This is a genomic window from Listeria rocourtiae FSL F6-920 (genome assembly GCF_000525975.1).
Lineage (GTDB): Bacteria > Bacillota > Bacilli > Lactobacillales > Listeriaceae > Listeria_A > Listeria_A rocourtiae.
Genome location: NZ_AODK01000003.1, coordinates 19,078 through 37,061 on the forward strand (window position 1 = coordinate 19,078; position 17,984 = coordinate 37,061).

At 42.8% G+C, this 17,984-nt stretch carries 16 protein-coding genes; 2 read left to right on the forward strand and 14 right to left on the reverse strand.

The window, feature by feature from the left end; translation table 11 throughout:
- Positions 1–441: 441 nt before the first annotated feature.
- Both lipA and PROCOU_RS00580 read right to left on the reverse strand, forming a co-directional pair.
- Positions 442–1,365 carry a lipoyl synthase gene (gene lipA / locus PROCOU_RS00575; protein ID WP_051994006.1) on the reverse strand — a complete coding sequence of 308 codons (924 nt, stop codon included), beginning with the start codon at positions 1,363–1,365 and terminating at the stop codon, positions 442–444.
- A gap of 15 nt (positions 1,366–1,380) precedes the next feature.
- Positions 1,381–2,199, reverse strand: coding sequence for a lipoate--protein ligase family protein (locus PROCOU_RS00580; protein ID WP_036069005.1), 819 nt, complete (start codon positions 2,197–2,199; stop codon positions 1,381–1,383).
- A 125-nt stretch (positions 2,200–2,324) separates the two neighbouring features.
- Here PROCOU_RS00580 and PROCOU_RS00585 point away from each other — a divergent pair, with 125 nt between their 5' ends.
- Entirely contained in the window at positions 2,325–3,164 is an 840-nt protein-coding gene (locus PROCOU_RS00585) for a helix-turn-helix domain-containing protein (RefSeq protein WP_036069006.1), read from the forward strand.
- Positions 3,165–3,231: 67 nt separating this feature from the next.
- Here PROCOU_RS00585 and PROCOU_RS00590 read toward each other — a convergent pair whose 3' ends face one another.
- The 6 genes from PROCOU_RS00590 to PROCOU_RS17390 all read right to left on the reverse strand — a co-directional run bounded on the left by PROCOU_RS00590 (position 3,232) and on the right by PROCOU_RS17390 (position 10,823).
- A complete protein-coding gene (locus tag PROCOU_RS00590) occupies positions 3,232–4,959 on the reverse strand; it encodes a phospho-sugar mutase (protein WP_036069059.1) in 1,728 nt (575 codons plus the stop codon).
- A gap of 16 nt (positions 4,960–4,975) precedes the next feature.
- Positions 4,976–5,968, reverse strand: coding sequence for a LacI family DNA-binding transcriptional regulator (locus tag PROCOU_RS00595; protein WP_036069007.1), 993 nt, complete (start codon positions 5,966–5,968; stop codon positions 4,976–4,978).
- Between the two features lie 124 nt (positions 5,969–6,092).
- Positions 6,093–7,145, reverse strand: coding sequence for an aldose epimerase family protein (locus PROCOU_RS00600; RefSeq protein ID WP_036069008.1), 1,053 nt, complete (start codon positions 7,143–7,145; stop codon positions 6,093–6,095).
- Positions 7,132–8,637 (reverse strand): UDP-glucose--hexose-1-phosphate uridylyltransferase, encoded by a 1,506-nt coding sequence (gene galT / locus PROCOU_RS00605; RefSeq protein ID WP_051994009.1) that lies wholly within the window; start codon positions 8,635–8,637, stop codon positions 7,132–7,134. Before galT ends, PROCOU_RS00600 begins: the two co-directional genes overlap by 14 nt.
- A gap of 20 nt (positions 8,638–8,657) precedes the next feature.
- Positions 8,658–9,647 carry a UDP-glucose 4-epimerase GalE gene (gene galE, locus PROCOU_RS17385; protein ID WP_036069009.1) on the reverse strand — a complete coding sequence of 330 codons (990 nt, stop codon included), beginning with the start codon at positions 9,645–9,647 and terminating at the stop codon, positions 8,658–8,660.
- Between the two features lie 3 nt (positions 9,648–9,650).
- Complete coding sequence (locus PROCOU_RS17390; protein ID WP_036069010.1) at positions 9,651–10,823, reverse strand: galactokinase; 1,173 nt, start codon at positions 10,821–10,823, stop codon at positions 9,651–9,653.
- Positions 10,824–11,044: 221 nt separating this feature from the next.
- Between PROCOU_RS17390 and PROCOU_RS00620 the strand changes: the two genes are divergently transcribed.
- Complete coding sequence (locus tag PROCOU_RS00620; RefSeq protein WP_036069063.1) at positions 11,045–12,094, forward strand: bifunctional transcriptional activator/DNA repair enzyme AdaA; 1,050 nt, start codon at positions 11,045–11,047, stop codon at positions 12,092–12,094.
- 170 nt (positions 12,095–12,264) lie between these two features.
- Here PROCOU_RS00620 and trxB read toward each other — a convergent pair whose 3' ends face one another.
- From trxB to hprK, 6 genes are all read right to left on the reverse strand, one after another.
- Positions 12,265–13,221, reverse strand: a complete 957-nt coding sequence (gene trxB, locus PROCOU_RS00625; protein ID WP_036069011.1) for a thioredoxin-disulfide reductase — start codon at positions 13,219–13,221, stop codon at positions 12,265–12,267.
- 67 nt (positions 13,222–13,288) lie between these two features.
- Positions 13,289–14,764 carry a tetratricopeptide repeat protein gene (locus PROCOU_RS00630; RefSeq protein WP_051994011.1) on the reverse strand — a complete coding sequence of 492 codons (1,476 nt, stop codon included), beginning with the start codon at positions 14,762–14,764 and terminating at the stop codon, positions 13,289–13,291.
- 66 nt (positions 14,765–14,830) lie between these two features.
- Positions 14,831–15,319, reverse strand: a complete 489-nt coding sequence (locus tag PROCOU_RS00635; RefSeq protein ID WP_036069013.1) for an acyltransferase — start codon at positions 15,317–15,319, stop codon at positions 14,831–14,833.
- Positions 15,319–15,969, reverse strand: a complete 651-nt coding sequence (ppaX, locus tag PROCOU_RS00640) for a pyrophosphatase PpaX (protein WP_036069015.1) — start codon at positions 15,967–15,969, stop codon at positions 15,319–15,321. Before ppaX ends, PROCOU_RS00635 begins: the two co-directional genes overlap by 1 nt.
- Before the next feature lie 21 nt (positions 15,970–15,990).
- The gene (gene lgt / locus PROCOU_RS00645; RefSeq protein WP_036069065.1) at positions 15,991–16,824 is read right to left on the reverse strand and encodes a prolipoprotein diacylglyceryl transferase; all 834 of its coding nucleotides are present in this window, start codon (positions 16,822–16,824) and stop codon (positions 15,991–15,993) included.
- A 30-nt stretch (positions 16,825–16,854) separates the two neighbouring features.
- Positions 16,855–17,793 (reverse strand): HPr(Ser) kinase/phosphatase, encoded by a 939-nt coding sequence (gene hprK, locus PROCOU_RS00650; RefSeq protein ID WP_036069016.1) that lies wholly within the window; start codon positions 17,791–17,793, stop codon positions 16,855–16,857.
- Positions 17,794–17,984: the final 191 nt, after the last annotated feature.

A 17,984-nucleotide genomic window follows, 5' to 3' on the forward strand; every position in this document is an offset into this window, starting at 1 on the left:
TTACCATACCGCCCATCAAAAACCTAACAAAGTAAATCAGCCGGGCGTTTCATTTTTATTGAAAAAATGATCATAACCGCAATAAAGAGACCAAGACAAAACATATTTCAGCACAAAATAAGCAAGATATCACGATTCCCTTTTTTCGGGTAAGACGTAAATCTTGCTTCACACAAATCGAGCGAAAGCGTTTGTATTCCAGGGATTCGGCAGAATGAGGATGGCAAACTCATTCCATTCCTTTGCATATTGTGGTTCCAATTCGCTTTGCTTCAAAGAACCACAACAAAGCGGAGCATACTGGCGTATGTGATGACTGAAAGCAGGAAGAGGGTAGTTTCCTCGACCATGCAAGAAGTTAAGCGTAGCAAGTATTGCGTAGCAGAACCGGAAGTCTGCCGAATCCCTGGAATGCGAGCGCTTGTCGCCGATTTATTTGGGTTACGGTCCAGCCCTCTTTCTTATAAGCCAGCTTGTTCCCGTCTTTTTTTTCGCAGCTGCATTCACCTGTTCATCCGCATGATAACTTGAACGAACCATTGGACCTGACTCACAATGAATAAATCCTTTTTTCCGAGCAATCCGTTTTAACTCCCGAAATTCACGAGGATCATAGTAACGCTCCACAGGATAGTGCTTTTTCGATGGTTGCAAATACTGCCCAATCGTCAAAATTTCAACACCATGCGCCAACAAGTCATCCATTGTTTCCAAAAGTTCTTCGCGCGTCTCACCAAGACCAACCATGATGCTCGACTTCGTTGGCAAATCAGGCTCCATATCCCGAACTCGTTGCAACAATTCAAGTGACCGATCATACGTCGCGCGATGCCGAACTTGTGGCGTCAACCTTCTCACCGTCTCAATATTGTGATTGAAAATATCCGGTTTCGCATCAAGCAACGTTTTTAAACTCTCATAATCACCCTTCATATCCGATGGCAAAACTTCCACCGTCGTATGTGGCATTCGATATCGAATCGCATTCACCGTATTCGCAAATACCTGCGATCCGCCATCTGCCAAATCATCCCGCGCAACTGCCGTGATTACTACATGACGCAATCCCATTGCTGCCACAGAATCCGCAACACGCTTCGGCTCACCTAAATCCAAATGCGTCGGAGCACCCGTTGTCACCGCACAAAAACGACAAGCCCGCGTACAAATATCACCAAGTATCATGAACGTCGCCGTTTTGCGCTCTCCAAAACACTCCTGAATATTCGGGCACTTCGCCTCCTCACACACCGTATGCAAATGATTCTCCCGCAAATTGCTCTTCACCGCTTTGAAACTCTCACTATTCGTAATCTTAATCTTCAACCAATCCGGTTTCCGAACATGTTCCCTCTTCTTTTCCAAACATAAAATCCCCTTTCATCGCGAAAATAAATAACTTTCCCGTCTAAATTTCTCCTCCGCGAGCTCATGAATCTCACTCCACTGCTCATCCGTCAACGAAAAATGCTCAAACGCCACATCAAAAATCTCCGTAAACCCTTCCTGGAAAGCCTCTTTCATCTCATTTAGCGGGATCTCTCTACCAATCAAATCAAAAATTCCCGCCGCTTTCCCGCCAAAAGCACGCAGCATCCGTTCCTTCAAACGCTCATTTTCAAACACGAACAAATCAAACAATTCAACCGCATTCATATGTAGTGGAATCGACCCGTGTTGCAATAAAACCCCTTCCTGCCGCGCCTGCGCACTACCAATCACCTTTTTACCATCCAATGTAATTTCATACCAAGACGGCTCTTCAAAGCAAATTGCCGTTCCACCTGGTTGCATCTTCTCTTCTGGTACCGCAAAATTCGCATCAATAGCTAGTTTTTGCAGGCCACATAGCAAAGCTTCAGAAATCAATTTATGCGCGTCTTTTATCGTTTTTGGAACACACCGATGATTCTCTGCAATCACAAAACTATATGTTAATTCATCATCGTGCAACACCGCTTGACCACCAGTTGGTCGCCGCACCAGCCTAAATCCATGTTTTTCAACTGCCTCACGATCAATTTTTCCTTCAGTACGCTGAAAATATCCAACCGAAAGTCCCGCTGGTGTCCAGCCATAAAATCGTAAAACAGGCGGAATCAGCCCAGCCCGATGCCATTCCATTAACTTCTCATCCACCGCCATATTCACTGCTGGATCAAGCTTTCGTTGGTCTAGCAGTAACCATTTTTCTCTCATCACCTTCGTCTCCTTCATGAAAAGCGCATACTACTTGAATTTTATCTTGTAACCTTTATACTAAGAAAGAATGCGCTATCTTTCAAATGACTATTCGCATAAATTGATCAATGAGGTGATGTAATATGGAACTCGGAAAAAGTATTAAATACTTGCGAACAAACTTAGAACTCACTCAAAAACAGCTAGCAGAAGGCATCTGTTCCCAAAGCTTACTTAGTCGTGTCGAACAAGGTCTAGAAATTCCAAGCGTCATCATCGTCCACAACATCTGCCAAAAACTAGACATCACAATAGACACACTCCTCTCCACATCCCAACTAGATTCACCGTTTATCCAATTAAAAAAAGAGCTACAAGAGCTCTTCCTTAGTCACGATTTTGAAACATTATACGCCAGCCTACATAAAAAAACACTTGCTCTATTCGAAACCCACTCCCAAGCAACGCATTATTATTTCTATCTCGGAGTCTGCGAGCTTCTCTACAAACATCATCCCCAAAATGCGATTCAACACTTAGAAGAGGCGCTCCTGCTAAACGCTCAGCGCACCACAACACACGAAACCTTGATTCACAGCTATTTGATGCTCGCCTATTTTGAAGACAATAATGATATCAATGCCCTCAAACAACTGAATCAATGCTTACTTTTTCTACATAAACCAGTGGAGGCTTTCCCATTGATGCCGACTATTTACTTAAATATCGCGCGCGCTTACGCAAACCAAGCGGAAAACCTGACGGCCATCGAATATCTGCATCTCGGCATCTCCTGTTGCCAAAAACAGAATAGTACCTTCCAACTAAGCCATCTGTTTTTCGAACTCGGCGTCCTTTTTATAAAAACGAATCGAAAACAAAGCGGCATTCGGAAAATCAAGTTTAGCTTGGAGCTCTCATCCTACCTTGATGAACAATTCGTCACCGCCGACCTCACGAAGCGCCGCAAGCTTTTATATTAAATATGCGGATAATCATAATGATATACAAAAAATCGCCAAACTAGTTTCCCAGTAAGGCGATTTTTTACTATTTCTCAACAATTTTCAGCAAACCTTCACGAACGCGTTTTAATTTCTCCGTCGCGGCCGCTTCGGTTTCTCCCTTTATACTAAAGTAAAACTTGATTTTCGGCTCTGTTCCAGAAGGGCGAAGGCAGAACCATGATCCGTCTTCCAGGAAGCATTTGATAACATTCGACTTCGACATATCAATCGTTTCCTTCTTATCGTCATCCAGATAGTGGCGCTCGCTCAATTGATAGTCCTCTACTTTAGCAATCTTCTCACCGCCCATTGCTTCTGGCATCGATGCTCGGAATGATTTCATAATATCACTAATTTGCTCAGAGCCGTCTTTCCCACTCATCGTCAAAGAAACCAAATCTTCTTTAAAATAACCAAATTGCTCATAGATTTTTTCTAAATCCTCAGCTAGCGTTTTTCCAGCCTGTTTGCTGTCAAGCGCTACCTCACAAATGGCAAGTAGTGCTTGAATCGCATCTTTATCACGCGTAAACGGCTTCACCATGAAACCATTACTTTCTTCATATCCAAACTCATACGTATATGAGCCAGTCGTTTCGAAGTTATGAATTTGCTCCGCGATAAACTTAAATCCAGTCAAAACTTCAATCATTTTCACATCAAAATGTTTTGCAATGACAGTTCCCAAATCAGACGTAACAATCGATTTTAAAACCGCAGCATTTTTTGGTAGCTCATTTTGTGCTTTTTTCTGCTTCAATAAATAATGTAAAATTAGCGCGCCAATCTGATTACCGCTAAGCACATCATATTTTCCTGATTTCGTTCGAACCACAACACCGAGACGATCCGCATCAGGGTCTGTTCCAATGAGTAAATCGGCATCGTACTTCTCGCCATAACCAATTGCAACTTCAAACGCTTCCCGATTTTCCGGATTTGGTGATTTTACTGTTGTAAAGTTAGGATCAGGCTCAAACTGCTCGGCAACTTGAATCACATTTGTGAAACCAACGCTCTCTAGCGCCTTCAATCCTAGCATACCACCTGTCCCATGAAGCGGTGTGAAAACAATTTTCAAATCCTTACCGTGTTTTTCAACAAGTTCATTGTTCACGACTACTGTTTTTACAGCTTCTAAATATGGCGTATCCACTTTCTCACTAATCACATCCAGCATCCCATCCGCAATCAGCTTCTCCTTGTCGGCCACTTTCACGGCAAAAATATCATCAATCTCATCAATATAACGCGTCACAGCATCCGCACCATGTGGCGGCATTTGTCCACCGTCTTCTCCGTAAACCTTGTATCCATTGTACTCCGCAGGGTTATGACTCGCTGTAATCACAATACCGCTAAACGTATTCAAAAAACGCACTGCATACGACAATTCTGGCGTCGGGCGAAGCGTCTCAAACACATAACTTTTAATGCCATGGTACCCAAGTACACGTGCCGATTCATAGGCAAACTCCGTCGACATATGGCGGCAATCATACGCAATAACAACGCCGCGTTTCTTCGCTTCTTCTCCATTCTCAGCAACATAACGTGCCAAACCTTCCGAAGCCTTGCGAATCGTATAAATATTCATTCGGTTCGTTCCAGCGCCTAACACACCACGCATCCCCGCCGTACCAAATTCCATATTGCGGTAAAAACTATCCTCCAACACTTTCTCGTCTTTCTCTCCATGCAACGCCTCTTTCAAACCCGCTTCCAACGCCTCATTTGCCAACCATTTCTGATACTCTTCTCTCCACTGCATCATTTTTCGCCCCTTTTCACAAACTACTTTCCCGAATCACTAAATCCGTGGATAGCGTTACTTTTTTAGTAATCGACCGACCGGCAAGCAAGCGCTCCTGCAAAAGTTCCACGCCAGTTTCACCCATCAATTCTGTATATACCTTCACCGTACTAAGCGGTGGAAAAACATATTTAGAAACACTCACATCGTTCAGGCCAATTACACTTACCCGTTCCGGCACAGCGATTCCCTGCTCCTGAAGCGCCCGTAAACATCCAATTGCAATGGAATCATTCGCTGCAAAAAACGCCGTCGGTAAATCATCGCCAAGATCTGCAATTGCCCTCACCATTAACTCATACCCTGTTTTAACCGAAAACTTCCCCGAAAAACAATATTTCTTGTCATAGAGTCCTTTTCGCTTCATATAATCTCGAAAAGCAAGCCACCTCGCATCAATAATATTCGCTGAGTCATCACTAAACTGCTCTTCCCCTGCGATAAAACCGATATTTCGATGCCCTTTTTCAATAAAATGGTCCAAAACCGACACTGTTGCCTGCTGAAAATCAACAACAACCGAATCATATTTCTGCACCGACTGGTCAAAATCAACAAAACAAATGTTAGGATTCCAGTCCGTCAAAGCTTCAATTTGTGCCTGACTGAACTTGCCTATCGCGATAATACCCTCCACATTGCCAAGCGTCTGCTCCGGGATATCCTGAAAAACGCGCAATACTTGATAGCCTTCCTCTTCGGCCTTGCGCTCTGCACCGACACGAATGGATAAATAATATAAATCATTCAATTCTTCTTTTTCCGAATACCAATGTACAATTGCTATTTTTGCGTTTTTCTTTTGCTGCTTACGTTTGTGCTTCGTGTAAGAAAGCTGTTCTGCCGCCTCAAAAATACGTTTTTTCGTATCATCACCGACAGAGAGTGTTTCATCATAATTCAGCACCCGCGAAACCGTTGCAATCGAAACCCCCGCCTGTTTCGCAATATCTTTAATCGTTGCCATTGTCCTAACACGCTCCTCTGCCTACATTCGTGAAGCATCCCCTCTATTTTATCAGGAATTGTGCAACACGTCTATTTTCAAGTAAAAAGGCTCGGAATACTCCATCCCTAGCCTTCAAACTGTCTTATAATGTCTTAAATGTAAATACCGTTTCTGATTGAAAAAGCTCATCCTCCTGAATAACTGCTGAGCCAAAGCCCTCATGATTCATCGAGTCCGGTAGCCCTTGCGTCTCCATCGTCACACCCGCGTATTTCGGAGCAACCACACCATCTATCGCAAAATTTCCAGTCAACTGATTTCCAGAATAAATAACAACTGACTCACAATCTGTTCGCATTTCCACCACGCGACCACTATTCTGATCCACTAAACGCGCGTCCGGCATCCCAGTTTCATCATGATCCAAGACAAACGCATGATCATAGCCGTTTTTGACGATTACATTTTGCGGATGCTCACTTGTCGCACCATCCCGAAGTACACGCGACATCCGAAAATCAAATGGTGTCCCAGTCACATCAACCAGCTCCCCTGTTGGAATCGAATCTTCACGCAAAGCTACAAAGCGACTAGAACACATCTCCAGCTCCTGATCCAAAATCGTTTGCGCCACATCCCCCGTCAAGTTAAAATAAACATGGTTCGTTGGATTAAACACCGTCTTTGCGTCCGATTTTGCCTCATACTTTATCCGCCACTCATTCGCATTGTTCAACGTATATGTCACTCGAACATCCAAATTCCCTGGAAAGCCATTCTCGCCATCTGGACTCGTCAACGAAAACACAACACCAATCGCATCCTCCGTCTCCAGCGTTTCCGAATTCCAGATCTGCTTACTGAAATTATTCGGCCCGCCGTGCAATATATTCGCTCCTTCATTTTTCGCCAGCTGATACGTCTTTCCATCCATCTCAAAGCGCGCATCACCAATCCGTCCAGCAACCCGTCCTACCAATGCACCAAAGTAAGGAGAATGCACCAAATACTCATCCAGCGTCCCAAACCCCAGCGAAACGTTCGCAAAATCCCCTTTCGCATCAGGTGCCCATGTTTCCGTTACAATACCACCGTAATTCAACGCCCGGACACGCACACCGTGATCATTTTCCAAACAGAACTCCGTCACATCTTGCCCCTTTAATTCCCCAAACTTTCGCTCACTTATCTTCATTTTCTAATTCCTCCGTCTCTATCACCAATCTCATAAATCTATCAAACGCCCGTATCCCGTCCGGCGTATCCTTAAAAACACCCGCATCCGTCAATACTTGCATAAACACCTTCCCGACCTCCTGTTGCAGAAAATGTTCCACCGTCTCCGCATCAAACATACCTTCCCGCTTCAAACGATCCGCCCATTCCCGATGATAATCTGCCATCTTATTCGGCTGATCCAATAGATAAAGCGCGACTTCCTCAAGCTCGGGTTTCAAACGAGGTGGTAGCACAGCAAGCCCCATCACCTCAATCAAGCCAATATTCTCTTTCTTGATATGATGCAACTCTTGATGTGGATGAAAAAGTCCGTCCGGATGTTCCGTCGTCCTCCGATTATTCCGTAGCACCAGCGACAACTCAAATAATGAATCACAACGACTCGCAATCGGCGTAATCGTATTATGCCTCTCCTCTCCACTATACGCCAAAACTTCAACCGATGCATCCGAATAGTTTTTCCATTTTTGCATGAGGACATCCGCAGCCTCCACAATTTCCGTCATACTCGCCGAACGCAACCGAATCACCGACATTGGCCATTTTACAATCTCTATCGTAACATTTGGAAAAGTTGCCCATGAATAAGTAGGGAAATCCTTATGTACAGGCGCTTTCGCCATTGCAAACGTGTGTCCTCCGCCTTGATAATGATCATGCGACAAAATGGAACCACCGACAATCGGCAAATCAGCATTTGATCCCACAAAATAATCAGGAAACTGTGCTGTAATCGCAACCAACCGGGCAAACGTATCTCGCTCAATCACCATCGGCCGATGCTCCGCTGACAGAAAAATACAATGCTCTTCATAATACGCATATGGCGAATACTGCAACCCCCATTCCTCATCACCAACACGCATCCTCACAATTCGATGATTCGTTCGCGCCGGAAAATCCATACGGCCAGCATAACCTTCATTCTCAACGCACAATGCACAGACAGGATAAGCAACCGTTTTCATCATTTTCTCTAAAGCAATCTGTTTCGGATCTTTCTCTGGTTTCGACAAATTAATTGTCATTTCCAGCTCACCGTACGCTGTTTCCACCCGATATTCAATATTTTTGGCAATACTCCGCGTCTTAATATAATCGCTCGCGCAGCTAATCTTATAAAAATAATCCGTTGCCGCTCGAGGTGACCGTTCATATAATTCCCAAAATTCAGCATTTAAATCTGATGGACTTGGAACAAATAAATCCATTACCTTGCTTTGCCAAATCTCTCGTTCCGCAAGTACCGTACCAATCACACCCGATTCCACAGCCAATTCTGTCAACTGATCCAGCATTTCTAAGCGATCTGCGGCGGCATTAACTGCCACCGCACGCTTTTCCGACCAGCCTAGCAAATCCAGCAACCGGTTCGTTATATAAATCCGATCCAATTCTGCCAATTCACCATTTTTTATTGCAACATCTACAAACTGATCTACTATCATTGTTTACACCTCATGTGTTTTTAGTTAGCATAACCGTTCGGATTCTTAGAGTGCCAATTCCAAGCATCCTCAATAATTTTATTCACGTCCGTAAACTGTGGACTCCATTTCAAAACTTCTTGCGCCTTATCGCTCGAAGCAATCAGCGTACTCGGATCGCCCGCACGTCTAGGTACAATTTTCGCCGGAATCTCTTTTCCAGTAACTGTTCGAGCAGCCTCCAACATTTCCTTCACAGAAAAACCTTGGCTACTACCCAAATTGAAAATATTACTTTCGCCGCCATTTTTTAAATACTCCAGCGCCAAAATATGCGCATCAATCAAATCGACAACATGAACGTAATCACGAATACACGTCCCGTCTTCTGTAGGGTAATCGTCACCAAATATCGATAGCTCTGAACGTTGACCAAGTGCTGTTTGCAAAATAATCGGCACTAAATGCGATTCTGGACTATGATCTTCACCAATCGTACCATCAAATTTTGCACCCGCCACGTTGAAATAGCGCAACGCCACAAAGCGCGTATCATACGCCTTATCGCACCATTTTAGAATTTTCTCCATCATCAATTTCGTTTCACCATAAGGGCTTTCCGGATTTGTCGGTGCATCTTCTGTAATAGGAATCACTTTTGGTTCGCCGTATGTCGCAGCCGAAGAAGAAAAAACGATATTTTTAACGCCAAACTCCTCCATCACTTCCAGTGTGACTTGGGTTCCATACACATTATTATTAAAGTATTCCAGCGGCATTTCCACCGATTCACCAACCAATGAATTCGCCGCAAAATGAATCACGCCTTCAATTGTTTCCTTTTTGAAAACACCTTGCATGAAAGCTTTATCGCGAATATCACCTTTGTAAAATGTAGCATCCTGGTGTAAAGACTCCGCGTGACCTGTTTGTAAATTATCGACAACAACAACTTTATAACCTTTATTTACCAACTGATCCACCGCGTGTGAGCCTACATAGCCCGCGCCACCTAATACTAAAATACTCATTTCCTATTCCTCCTTGATGGCTTTTGCCCCATCACTAATATTTGCAATATAAAACGCAGCGGGATAGCCAATCTTATCCTCATAGGCCAGCCCAACTTTTTCAATGAACGCATCCGTGCGAGCTGTTTCCACGATAGCAATTGCACACCCACCAAAACCAGCACCTGTCATCCGCGCTCCTAAAACGCCTGGTTGCTCCCAAGCCGTTTCCACTAACATATCTAATTCTACCCCAGTTACATGATAATCGTCACGTAAAGAGATGTGAGATTGATTAATTAATTCGCCAAATGTCATCAAATCTCCATTTTTAAGTGCTTTTGTTGCTAAAATTGTCCGTTCATTCTCACTCACTGCATGGCGTGCCCGCCGAACGAGCGTCTCATTCGAAATCAAATGTTGGTACTTCTCAAAATTTTCCAGATCTAATTCACCAAGTGTCTTCGCAGAAAGTTCTTTCTGTAACTCCTCCAGCGCCTGCTCACATTGACTTCGACGCTCATTGTATTTCGAATCCGCCAGCTCACGTCGCTTATTTGTGTTCATAATCACAATCGTATAACCATCAAGCTTCACCGGAACCAGTTCATACTCAAGCGTATTACAATCCAACAAAATCGCCATATCTTTCTGACCCATCCCAATTGCAAACTGATCCATAATTCCTGAATTCACACCAATAAACGCATTCTCTACCCGTTTTCCAGTCAAAATCAACTCCATATTTGCCAGTTCCAGTCCAAACAACCGCTCTAAAATAACGCCTGTCAACAACTCAATCGAAGCCGAAGAAGAAAGTCCAGCTCCATTCGGAATATTACCCCAATACAAAATATCCATCCCTTGATTAATCTCGTGACCAGCCTCTTTCAAATACTTTATCATACCCTTCGGATAGTTCGTCCAACTATCTTCTTTGCGATATTCCAAGTCGGCCAATTCAAACGAAATAATTCCCAAATCCTCAAAGTTAAGTGAGATCAAGCGAACCGTCGTATCTTCTCGTTTCGCTGCAATCGCATAAGTCCCAAGTGTAATCGAACACGGAAAAACATGCCCTCCATTGTAATCTGTATGCTCCCCAATTAAATTAATACGACCAGGGGCAAAAAACAACGCACCATCCGTGCGATTAAAACTCTGAGCAAAATCTGCTTTCAATTTTGAAAAATCCATTCTCATATACCTCCACACTCAATATAAGTTCTCTTAGGCTCATTATAATTTATTTAGTAAAATTTATCAACTAATTTTACTAAATATTTTTAGTAGTCCGCGATATTGCTGTTAATTTTATTGGTATCCCTTTTTATAGCACGTATTATAATAGCTTTATCAAATAATTAGGAGATGATAAAATGAGTTTACATAACGATGACGAAAGGAGCACGAATAGCATGATTACAGAACAGTCAAAAATTGATCATTTTTACGATATGCTCATCAAAAAAGATTCCAATTATGAAGGTGTCTTCTATGTAGGCGTGAAAACGACAGGCATACTTTGTCGCCCCACGTGCCCAGCAAAAAAGCCTAACAAAGAGAATTGTGAGTTTTTCGATACAGCGCAAGAAGCACTTTTAGCTTCCTATCGACCGTGTAAACGATGCCAGCCGCTGAGCAATCCGAGTAAACTATCCGTAGAAGTCAAACTACTCGTCCAAGCCATCGAGGCACATCCCGAACGTAAATGGACCGATAAAGATTTTGATGAACTCTCCATCAGTGCTAATACTGCTAGGCGACAATTTAAAAAACAATTCGGTATGACATTCATTGAATACGCACGAGCGAGACGGCTTGGCTTCGCTTTTGACTATATTCGTAACGGTAAACCTATTATAGAGGCACAACTAGAAGGTGGTTACAATTCAGGAAACGGTTTCCGCGATGCTTTTACACGAACAATGGGAACAATCCCTAAAAAAGCAACATCACTAAATATGTTCGTATCCAAATGGCTTGAAACACCGCTTGGATCAATGATTGCCATTGCAAATGATAGCGCCCTAGTCTTATTAGAATTCGTTGACCGGCGTGGTTTAGAAACCGAAATTGAATCCTTACGAACAAAATGGCATGCTGCTGTAATTCCAGGTGAAAGTCCGATTTTTGAGCAATTAGCGCGGGAACTGGATGCTTATTTTGAAGGAAGCCTCTCCGTTTTTGAGACACCGATTACTTATATTGGCTCACGATTTCAACAAACTGTTTGGCGTGAACTTCAAAAAATTCCTATCGGTTCCACTACATCATATGCTCAATTAGCTATAAAAATCGGTCATCCAAAAGCATTTCGAGCCGTTGCAAGAGCAAATGGTGCCAATCAAATCTCCATACTCGTTCCATGTCATCGTGTGATTGGAAGCGATGGTTCTCTAACTGGCTATGGTGGTGGTATCCCACGTAAAGAATGGCTACTGACACACGAGAAAAATAATGCGTAAAAAAAAGAGAGGGGCTGAAATCAACTCTAATGCTGATTTTGCTCCTCTATTTCAATATCCTATCTACAATACTATTGCGCATTCTAACCGATATTTCGTAAAATCAGATTACAAAAAACAGTCAACCACATCTAAAATCTAGATTTAGTCGACTGCTACCTATTTTAATATTACAATTGTGGTTTTTCCACTAAAGCTTCTTTTAATTCTTCCACATATTTTTGTGCATTTTGCCCTGCTAAGCCACCATCACCAGTTGCTGTAACAACTTGACGCAACGACTTCACACGAACATCTCCGGCCGCGAAAATCCCTGGAATAGATGTTTCCATTTCTTCATTCGTAATAACATAACCCTCATCATCCAAAATACCGAGCCCTTGGAAAGCACTCGAAAGCGGTACAAGGCCGACATAGATAAATGCCCCATCTGCGTTCAATTCCGATGTAGAGCCATCAACCGTTGAAACAAGACGAGCACCGGTCACTTTCATGTCATCACCAACAATCTCTTCCACTGTACTATTCCAAATGAATTCGATTTTCTCATTTTTGAAAGCACGATCTTGCAAAATTTGCTGTGCTCGTAATTTATCGCGACGATGCACAATCGTTACTTTGCTTGCATAACGTGTTAAATAGGCTCCTTCTTCTACAGCAGAATCCCCGCCACCAACGACGATTAACTCGCGATTTTTAAAGAAGGCTCCATCACATACCGCACAATAAGAAACGCCGCGACCACTGTACTTATCTTCACCTTCCGCGCCTAATTTACGATGTTCTGCTCCTGTAGCAATGATAATCGAACGTGCTTTAAACGTCTTTGAACCCGCAACGACTGTCTTGAATGCCTCACCGTTTTCAACCGATTTAATATCACCGTACGCATATTCCGCACCAAACTGTTTCGCGCCGGAAAACATTTTTTCCGACAAATCTGGTCCTAGAATGCTATCAAAACCAGGATAATTTTCGATGTCAGCTGTGTTCACCATTTGACCACCAGGAACACCACGCTCAATCATTAAAGTATCTAAATCAGCACGGGAAGTATATAGCGCCGCAGTCATTCCCGCAGGCCCAGCACCGATAATAATAACGTCATAAATTCTTTCTTCACTCACTGTGATTCCTCCAATCTAACCATAGAACTATCGTAAACCTTCACACGTTTTACGTCCATTTATCTGCTCAAAACACTTCGATTTCAAGCAAATACTTGCGAAGCGTCGCAACAGAAACGCCAAACCATTCGGCAATCACTTTCTGCGTTCCAAACTTAAATCGATACAGAATCGCCGCAGCCAATCCATCCAAATTTTTCGTCCGCAAATCATATTTCTGATCAATCGAACGCTTCATAAAATCAAGGACAAATAAATACATCGGAGCCGTCTTTACTCTTGCAGGGAAATCTAATTCTTCAAAACGCCCCAAAATCGCGATTGCCCCATTACAATTAGCGGCATCCCGACTATCGGGTAAAAACTCAAACTCAGAGAAAATTAAATGCTCAAAAAAGTCCCATCCAGTCATATCAAAGTAATCATTGAACATAACTAAAGCGGGCTGTTTATCAGAAACTGTCAGCAAATATACACCAAACAAGTGCTCCAATCTATCATCACTTGCTAATTTCTCTAAAACCAGGCGTTCATCATTCGCTAATAAATCAGGATATTCCCACGGGAACGCTAAATCTTCACCATCAATCAATGTGAAATGATCCCAAAAATCCCGCGCCTCATCAAGACGCCCTAAAAAGAAGGCCGTTTCCGCTCTGTAATAATAATAGGCATACCGATCCAAGATTTCCAACTGATCCACTTTCACAAACAAGTAATCCGCATGTTTATATTCACCAGCCATTGCATAAATCCGCGCCAATTTTTCACGTTGCGATGACATAAATGGCTCCACTTTCCCAAGCTCTTTCAAAATGGCATCCGCCTGCTCCCATTGTGCCTGATAATGGGCATACAAATAGAGCTCGCACAACGCCATGAAATTTCCAGGGTCGCGTGCCAACACATCTTCTAATATCGCCAAACCTTCCACAAATCGCTCTTCTTTGAAACGAATCCCAGCAAGTTCTATATACGCCTGCCAAAAAGTTGGTTTTTTCCCAATCTCAGCAATTAAAAACTGGCTGACCTCATCTAATTTATCTTCTGATATTAGCTGATCCACCTTCATTTTAAAGGCGAAGAAATCCTTCTCAACTTCTGACATATCACTAACGCCAAAACTCGAGAGGGGAGCTTCTTCCATGATAAGCTGAATTAAATCTTTTGCTTCCTCCACATATTCGCCTTCAGAAACAAGTGCTAAATACTTGTTCGCGTGCTGCAATGCTTGCTTGAACTCTTTCATATATGCATAATTGTTTGCCATAAAATAATAACAATAATGAATATCATCCGCCTCATCCAACACACGACGCAAAATCTGATTGGACTTATCAAACTGAGCTAACTCTGTATAACAAATAGCCAGCTGACACATAATCACAGGCTCATCTGGCTCAAAAAAAGCCGCACGTTCCAGATATCGCAAAGCTTCCGACATCTCCTGATTACGAAAAGCCTCGATGCCTCGCTGAAAATAAAACTCCCCATTCGGTCTAAACGGATAAATTTTGTTACTATCCTCTTTACTATTTTTCAAATTTTTAACCTCCGCGCATTTTCCAAGTAAGTTGAGTATACCATAAAACAAAGCAATCAGGGGGAGTTACTTTTCTAGTTCACTTATAACAATCGGATTCCCACGAGCAAAACTGCGCGCTGGAATATCCTTTGAGACGACCGCACCTGCTCCAATGACAGCTCCATCGCCGATACTTACACCAGGTAAAATCGTCACATTCGCGCCAATCATGACCTCATCACCAATCGTCACATCTCCAATACGGTACTCCTGAATCAAATATTCATGCGTCAAAATCGTCGTATTAAAACCAATCACCGAATTTCGCCCAATCGTAATTCTCTCCGGATAAAAAAGGTCCACTGTCACCTTGTAGGCAATGGATGTGTTCTCACCAATTTTCATACCCAAACCATGCCGATAAAGCCACCGTTTCCCCCGCATAAAAGGAAAAATACGCCCGCATTCAATCACAAGCGTATTCTTCAATGTGCGCCCAAACGACACTGTTTTATATACTTTCCAAAGTGGATTTACACCATCATTCGCCTTAAATCGTTTCGTTCGGCGCACTAATCTTCCCTCGCAATATCCAAAAGGTCACCCATCGAATTCAAAATATACGTTGGGTTGTAGCCTCTTAAATAATCCGCACCACGAATTGCCCAAGCAACACCAGCACTTTTCACATTCGCATTTTGTGCCGCTTCAATATCATGGTAATTATCACCGACCATAATCGCTTCGTCTGCTGTCGAATTGAGCAATTTCAACGCCATCTTAATGCCCTCTGGATCTGGTTTTGGCGCCGCAACTTGATCTAAACCAATCACAACTTGGAAGTATTTATCCAAACCAGTCGTTTGAAGTCCTTTTAAAATCATGTCATACATTTTAGTAGAAACGATAGCCAATTTATAATCTTCCTCATACAGCGCTCTAATCGCTTCATAAACCCCATCATATTCCAAAATTAATTCATCGTGATGCAATTTATTAAACGCCCGGTAATGATCCACCATTTCCTGCGCTTTTTCCGGATTTAACCCCGTAAACGTATCAATCAAGGAAGGCCCAATAAACGGCAAAATATCCTCGCGCTCATATGTTCTCTCTGGAAAATAAACTCCCAACGTATGTTGAAACGTTTTAATAATCAATTCATTCGTATTGATCAAAGTCCCGTCTAAATCAAATAATAAAGTCGTAATCTTCTTAGTCATGTGTACTCCCTCTCCAAAGCTCTATTTCTTCTTCGCGATACCGTACTTATCTTCCAAATAATATGGACGATTCTTCTTCACGCGGAAGTACGCAATCAAGGCCACCGAAACCGCCACAAGCACAATCGAAATAAACTGTGCCATCCGAAGCGTATCAGTCAACATCAAACTATCCGTCCGCAATCCTTCAATAAAGTAACGTCCCACCGAATACCAAATGACATAAGACAAGAACAATTCTCCACGCAAAATCCGCGTCCGGCGCAAAATGAGTAACACAACAAACCCAATCACATTCCAAATCGACTCATACAAGAAAGTCGGCTGATAATAAACCCCATCAATGTACATTTGATTAATAATAAAGTCCGGCAAATGCAATCCTTCTAAAAAAGCACGTGTCGTCGGTCCACCGTGAGCCTCTTGATTCATAAAATTGCCCCAGCGCCCAATCGCCTGAGCAATAATCAGACTCGGTGCAACAATATCTGCTAACTGCCAAAACGAAACTTTTTTAATACGCGAAAAGATAATCGCTGTCAGCACAGAACCAATCAACGCCCCATGAATCGCAATTCCACCTTGCCAAATCTTAATAACTTCATTCAAATGGTCTTTATAATAACTCCACTCAAACAGCACATAATAAATACGTGCACTAATAATCGCAATTGGAATCGCCCAAATGAGCAAATCCACTAATAATTCTTTATCCACGTTGCGTTTGGTCGCTTCTTGTAACGCAATAAGTAGCGCCACAACAACAGCCGTCGCAATAATAACACCATACCAGCGTATCGATAATCCACCTAATTGAATGGCAACTGGGTCCAGCGCCGCTAAATTCAAGTTCATCATGCCCCTACTTTCTAAGACAAATTAGACTCAATCTGTCATACTACTATTTTGGCCAATAAGGTTATTTAAATCTTGTGTAAAACGCTCTGCTGCATTATATCCCATGTTTTTCAGACGGAAGTTCATCGCAGCAACTTCTATAATAACCGCGAGATTTCGCCCAGGACGCACCGGTACCGTAATTTTCGGTACATCAATATCAAAAATACGAATCTTCTCTTCATCAAGTCCCACGCGATCATAATGCTTATCAGGATCCCAACTTTCAAGATGCACGACAATCGTAATTTTCTTGCTAGAGCGCACAGCCCCAGCACCGAACAATGTCATCACATTAATAATTCCCAATCCACGAATCTCCAACAAATGCTCAATAATCGGTGGTGACTGACCAATAAGCGTCAACTCATCTTCCTGTCTAATCTCAACATTATCATCCGCAACCAGCCGATGCCCGCGTTTCACAAGCTCAAGCGCCGTCTCACTCTTACCAACGCCACTTGATCCCATAATCATCACGCCAAGCCCATAAATATCAACAAGCACACCATGCATCGAAATCACTGGCGCCAATTTACTTTCCAGATAATTGGTTACATATACAGATAGTCGCGTTGTTTTAAGCTTCGATCGCAAAACTGGAATCTTAGCCTCTGCTGCCGCCTGTACCAACTCTTTCGGTGCCTCCAAGTGTCGTGACACAACAAATGCTGGCGTACGATTCGTACACATTTGACGAAAACGCTTCAAGCATTCATCACTCGACATCCCTTCTGAAAAAGAAATTTCCGTCATACCAAATAGCTGCACCCGATCCTCCGGGTAATAAGAAAAGAAACCAGTCAACTCTAAACCTGGCCGTGATAAATCGCTCGTCAAGATTGGGCGTTCCAACCCCTCTTCCCCACAAATCAACTCCAAATTTAGACGCTCCATTAAATCTTTCACCGTTACTGATTTTGTCATGAAAGTACCTCCATTAGTCAACAGGCAAAAAGCTTCAAACACAGCCCATCCCGCTAATCCTTTTTGTCTACAAGCTATACCTCATTTTAGCACTTTCTCATTTTTAAGGCTACCTATTTTTAAGGTATCAGCAAGAAACCCCGAAAGTAAGCGATTCTTCATTTACGAAGTCCTGCTATTTCGAGGTCTCA